Consider the following 5,205-nt stretch of genomic DNA (forward strand, 5'->3'; position numbering starts at 1 on the left):
CCGATCGCGCTTTGCCGACGACTCATCCGCCTATGTAGTTGTCGCGACACGCCTATGTACTTGACATTTAATACTCAACCAAGTCTTCCCAACCCATGCAGTCAATCCAGGCTCTTCAACATGTACCGTTGATTCAAAAGCTGATGGAATTGCGGCACGAGCTTGACTTCCACCAAGCAAAGCGGGTTACCCAAAGGCGACGGCAGCCCAACTATGGCGTGATGCCTGGGCAAGTAACACCGGAAATGCAGACCTTCATCGATGAATTCTTGGCATTTCATCGGGCGGAGGGCAAATGGGCTGGGCAGCAGCTCAAGGCGATTCGCCCAAGCACTGCCAATCTATGGAGGCAAGCACTGCTCCGAATGTGGGGGTATCGCCTTAAGCATGACCCAGTACCACCGCAAAATGAGGCTTGTCCAGAATTGCTTACCGTTTTTCCGGTTAAGACTAAATACCGACAGGCTAAGACCTATGCAGAACTAAAACTGGTTGAGGTAGATGCTAGAGAGGCCGCTGATGAAACGATGGAGTGGGTCTATCGTTATATTGGCTGGCTGAGGCAAGAGCGACAAGTCTCTAGAACAGTAGAGGCCAATGTTTATTGTGTGTTGATTGCTGTCGCCAAGTTCCTACACCACGGCGAAACTGATTCTCTGAAAGCCCGTGATTATCAAGATATTCCCGTCATTCAGGCCCTGAGAGCAGCCTGCAAAAAGGGGACACGTTCAGTGGTTAAAACGGCTGGCAGCATTGATGAATCGAAGAAGTGGTTAGAGTGGCCGGAGTTTTTGCAGTTAGTACAACAGCTTAAGCAAGAGTGCCAAACTCACTATCGGCATGGGTCGCGACGTAGTGATAGTTCGATCGCGGCCAGTGTGCAGCGGTATTTAATCGCCGCGTTTTTTGCCTATCTCGCTCCTGATCGGCAACGTACCTATCGAGAGCTGGAAGTGGGAAGAACCTTATGTAAGGGGCACCTCAAACAGGGACAGTTCACTCCTGATGAACAGGGAACTTGGTGGCTTCATTTGGAGCCAGATGATTATAAAACCGGAGAGACCTATGGAACTCAATGGCAAGAGGTACCGGCGGAACTAGTGCCACACTTAGAGGACTGGTTGAATCGTTGGCGAGACGTATTCAAACCGCAGCACAAACTTGTCTTCACGCAAAAGAATGGGAAGCCTTATCCCAATTCCGGCAGCTTTGGCAGTGTTTTGCAGCAGGCGGCAAGACGGTTGACTGGGAAGGCTGTAACCCCGCACATGCTCCGGCATATGTTGATTACCCATCTCAAGCTCAATGGAGCTTCAGATGCCGTCATGGGTAGTTTGGCTGAGGCGATGCATCATTCTGAAGAAATGCAGCGTCGGGTCTATGACCGGCGCTGTCCACAACAGCGAACACAATTAGCTCAGAAAGTGGTGCTCGATTTAGCTCAGGGTAAACCGCTGTCGCGATCGGCAACTGGACGACCTGTGACGGTCGAGGCACTATGGGAGGATTTCAAGCAACTGAGCCCTGAAGAGCAACGACAAATAAGGGAGCTGCTACTATCCCAAGGCTCTGTTTAACGGTTGCGAAGTGTTCAGGCAGCGTTTCTTAGAGCGTTCCAACCTTATAGGTCAGGTAGTCGTTCCCTATCCAAAGTGTTTATCCCTGACCAGGAGTTATTAACCAGCCGGAACCGGGCATGTTGATAACTAGAGATTTGAAGCGTGCTGCCGAATCTCTAGTTCATAGATACAAGCCTCCATATTCCATAAACGGTCTTTGATAAGTTTATTTTTCTCTAAACCCCTGATTAGTAAAACCTTCTTTGATCGCTGGAATCTGAGGAAAAGCAACCTCGGGTATACGGACACTTCTTTTGAACGATCGCACCTCAATATCGGGAGACTGCGCTACCGTTCTGAGGGAAACAGTGGCAAGAGCTTCTACCAAACAGATAGAGAATCTTTTACCCAGTGCTGCTCATTTATCCCGTGAATAGAGCAACCTGATTCCGAAGGCTTGTGTGGTTCCCTGACTGATCGCACCAAGAACCACGATTTTCCAGGCAATTCGTATGACTGCTATAGAAAGAGATACCCCCTTTGTATGGGTAACTTGGCTAACTAAGCTGATGTCCGGCGAAGACAACTGCCGTTGGTCTTCCTGGTTCAAGGCTCATCACAAATATGACAAGCTGCCCAGTGACTTTGACCTGACCCAATGGACAGCAGAGCATAGCCAGTTGGTTCACCGCCGGGCCAATGAACTGGAGTCCGAAGGCTGTGGCGTCCGTATCGAGGATGAAAATCAGTTCTATCTCACGGGGCGAGACGGCATCACCACCCTAAGTGGCAAGCCCGATATTGTCGCTGTGCGGGGCGATTATGTTTTAGTTGAAGACTGCAAAACTGGAAAGCCTCGCAACTCCGACCAAATGCAGGTTTTGATTTATATGTTGGTGCTCACGCTGGTGAAGCCGGAACTAGCGGGCAAGACCATTCACGGCAGCTTGTTCTACAAAGACTATCCCCAGATTGAGATTGAGCCAGATGCCGTCAACAGTGACTTCATTGGTGTCTTTCAGGAGGTGATGGAGGCCGTCAAAGGAGGGGACCCATGCCGCAAAGTGCCTAGTTATCGGGAATGCCAATTCTGCGATATCGGCACAGACTATTGTGCCGAGCGGGTAGATGAGGAACCCTTGGCGGTTGCGGCTACAGAACACGATTTGTTTTAGGCGAACAAAGATGACCATTCCTACCCTGGGCGCTTTGACCGAAGTGGATTTGCGAGAAGCGTGGAACCATGAAGCCCACAGCTTTACGCCCTGGCTTGCGGCCAATCTCGATGCCCTGACGGCCAAAATCGGCATTCCTCTGGAGCTAGAGGGGCAAGAAGTGCCCGTCGAAACCTTTGCGGCGGACATTCTGGCGCGGAATCCGCTGGATGACAGTCTGGTGCTGATTGAGAATCAGCTAGAGGGCACTGACCACACCCACTTAGGCCAGATCATGACCTACCTGGCGGGGCTGGATGCCCATACCGTGGTGTGGGTCGCCAAGGACTTTCGGGAACCGCATCTGTCTGCCCTCAAGTGGCTGAATGACCACACGGTCGAGCCGTTTGCTTTTTTTGCGGTCAAGGTCAAGGCGGTGAGGATTGGCGATTCGCCCATCGCGCCTGTGTTTGAGGTGATGGTGCGCCCGAATCATTGGGAACGCCAGCTCCAGGCGATCGCCCAAGAGACTCGCCAGATGTCGAACCTGGGACAGTTCCGCAAGGAGTTTTGGACGGATTACGTCAACCGTTTCCCCGATGAGCAGGCGAGGGGACAGGCCGATGCAGCCAGCTCCCGTTGGCGGGTGCTCAATGACATCGGGTTGGTGGTGACGGTCTACCTGGCTCAGCGCGAAGTCGGAGTCTTTATCCGAGGGCTACGAGGCGTTCCCAGTGTGGAGGTCTATGAGCAACTGGCTCCCCACCTTGACCGCTTGCAGGCTATCACCGGAGCCGAGGCCGGCCCACCGGACAGAGGCCATTATTTCGTCAGTGCTTATAAGGCCAAGACCCCTGACAAAAGCCAGTGGGCGCGACTGACGGATTGGCTCCACACCACTGCCGACACCTACGAAGAGACCCTGCAAGACATTTTTGGAGAAGAGAGCTAATGCCCCGATCGCGCAAACCCAAAGCCCCTAAAGAAGCGCAGAACTACAGCTATCCAGAGGCCGACAGCCCCTTACGCCCGGATGTGGGGACTCAGCCCAATTTTCCTAAGAAGAAGCGGAAGCAGCCACAGACTTATCGCTATGACTCATCGCTGTCCCCCGCGCTGGAGTGGGACGAGAACCCCACCCGTGAGCAGGCGGAGGCGTTGATTGCGGAGATTATGGCGGCGGAGTCGCTGGAGAATGCGAAGGCGGCAGCGGCGAAGCTGAAGGCGATGAGCCAGCCGTTTTTGAATTGGGCGGGCAAGGCGGAGCGGTTGTCGTTTGAAGTGCCGACGCTGCCGCTGTTTGTGCATGAGCGGTTATCGACGAAGGCGATTATTGAAACGCTGAAGGGGCATAAGAAGGGGGGCGATCAGCTCAATTTGTTTGACCTCTTTGCTGACCCGCAGAACTCGATTGTGGATCAGGCGCTGAAAGCCTATGAGCATCGGGATCAGTGGGTGAACCGCATGATCCTGGGTGATTCGCTACAGGTGATGAACTCCCTGCTGGAGTATGAGGGGTTGGGCGGTCAGGTGCAGATGATTTACATGGACCCGCCCTATGGGGTGAAGTTTGGCAGCAATTTTCAGCCGTTTGTGCGAAAGCGAGATGTGAAGCACAACGATGATGATGATATGACCCGTGAGCCAGAGATGGTGCAGGCATATCGGGATACGTGGGAGCTGGGGCTACACAGTTATTTGACGTATCTCAGGGATCGCTTGCTGTTGGCGAGGGAGTTGTTGACAGACAGTGGCAGCATTTTTGTTCAGATCGGGGAGGAGAATGTCCATCATGCTCGCAAATTAATGGATGAAGTACTTGGTGAGGAGAACTACATATCTCAGCTATCGGTCTTTAAGACAACAACACCAAGAAAGTTGATAGATAACAACTTGTACTACGTACTTTGGTATTCAAAGGATAAGGAGAAAATTAAATATAGACAGCTATTTATTGATAAGCCACTTGATGAGTATCTCTCCGATGCAACTGGTGGGTCATGGGGAGTCACTGTTGATGGAGTGGATCGACCTCTAACATCTGAGGAAAGATTTAATACAAAGCTTTTGCCTTCTGGAGCAAGAGTTTATGAGCTTAAGGATCTATCCGCTGCCGGAGCCAGTGCTGAAAAGAAACCTTTCACTTTTGGAGACAAAACCTACTATGCAGGAGCGGGTAAACATTGGAAAACCAAACCCGAAGGTTTAGAGAAGCTTGCACAAGAGGAGCGGATAGAGGTAAGAGGAGGAAAACCTTGGTTCAAAAGATATCATCAAGATTTTCCAGTTAAACGCCTTACTAATGTTTGGACTGACACTTCTGGTAAAACAACAGAACGACTTTACGTTGTCCAAACTTCGGAAAAAGTAATTCAACGCTGCATTCTGATGACCACTGATCCAGGCGACCTTGTCCTAGTACCGCATAGCGGAAATGCATATACCCTTAAGGAGTGAGTTTTAGAGGCTGACGTCGAATGCCTGGTCCCGCC

Annotated in this window: 4 protein-coding genes; all 4 read left to right on the forward strand. The window is 51.5% G+C overall.

The window, feature by feature from the left end; translation table 11 throughout:
- Positions 1-95 precede the first annotated feature (95 nt).
- Complete coding sequence (locus tag JUK32_RS21435; RefSeq protein ID WP_204140910.1) at positions 96-1,577, forward strand: site-specific integrase; 1,482 nt, start codon at positions 96-98, stop codon at positions 1,575-1,577.
- A gap of 494 nt (positions 1,578-2,071) precedes the next feature.
- Positions 2,072-2,734: a PD-(D/E)XK nuclease family protein gene (locus tag JUK32_RS21440; RefSeq protein WP_204140911.1), complete on the forward strand. Its 663-nt coding sequence runs from the start codon at positions 2,072-2,074 to the stop codon at positions 2,732-2,734.
- 10 nt (positions 2,735-2,744) lie between these two features.
- Positions 2,745-3,665 (forward strand): hypothetical protein, encoded by a 921-nt coding sequence (locus tag JUK32_RS21445; protein WP_204140912.1) that lies wholly within the window; start codon positions 2,745-2,747, stop codon positions 3,663-3,665.
- A complete protein-coding gene (locus tag JUK32_RS21450; RefSeq protein WP_204140913.1) occupies positions 3,665-5,170 on the forward strand; it encodes a site-specific DNA-methyltransferase in 1,506 nt (501 codons plus the stop codon). The genes JUK32_RS21445 and JUK32_RS21450 overlap by 1 nt, the downstream gene beginning before the upstream one ends.
- Positions 5,171-5,205 lie beyond the last annotated feature (35 nt).

The sequence above is a fragment of the Halomicronema sp. CCY15110 genome (assembly GCF_016888165.1).
In the GTDB taxonomy this organism is placed as follows: Bacteria; Cyanobacteriota; Cyanobacteriia; order Phormidesmidales; family Phormidesmidaceae; genus Halomicronema.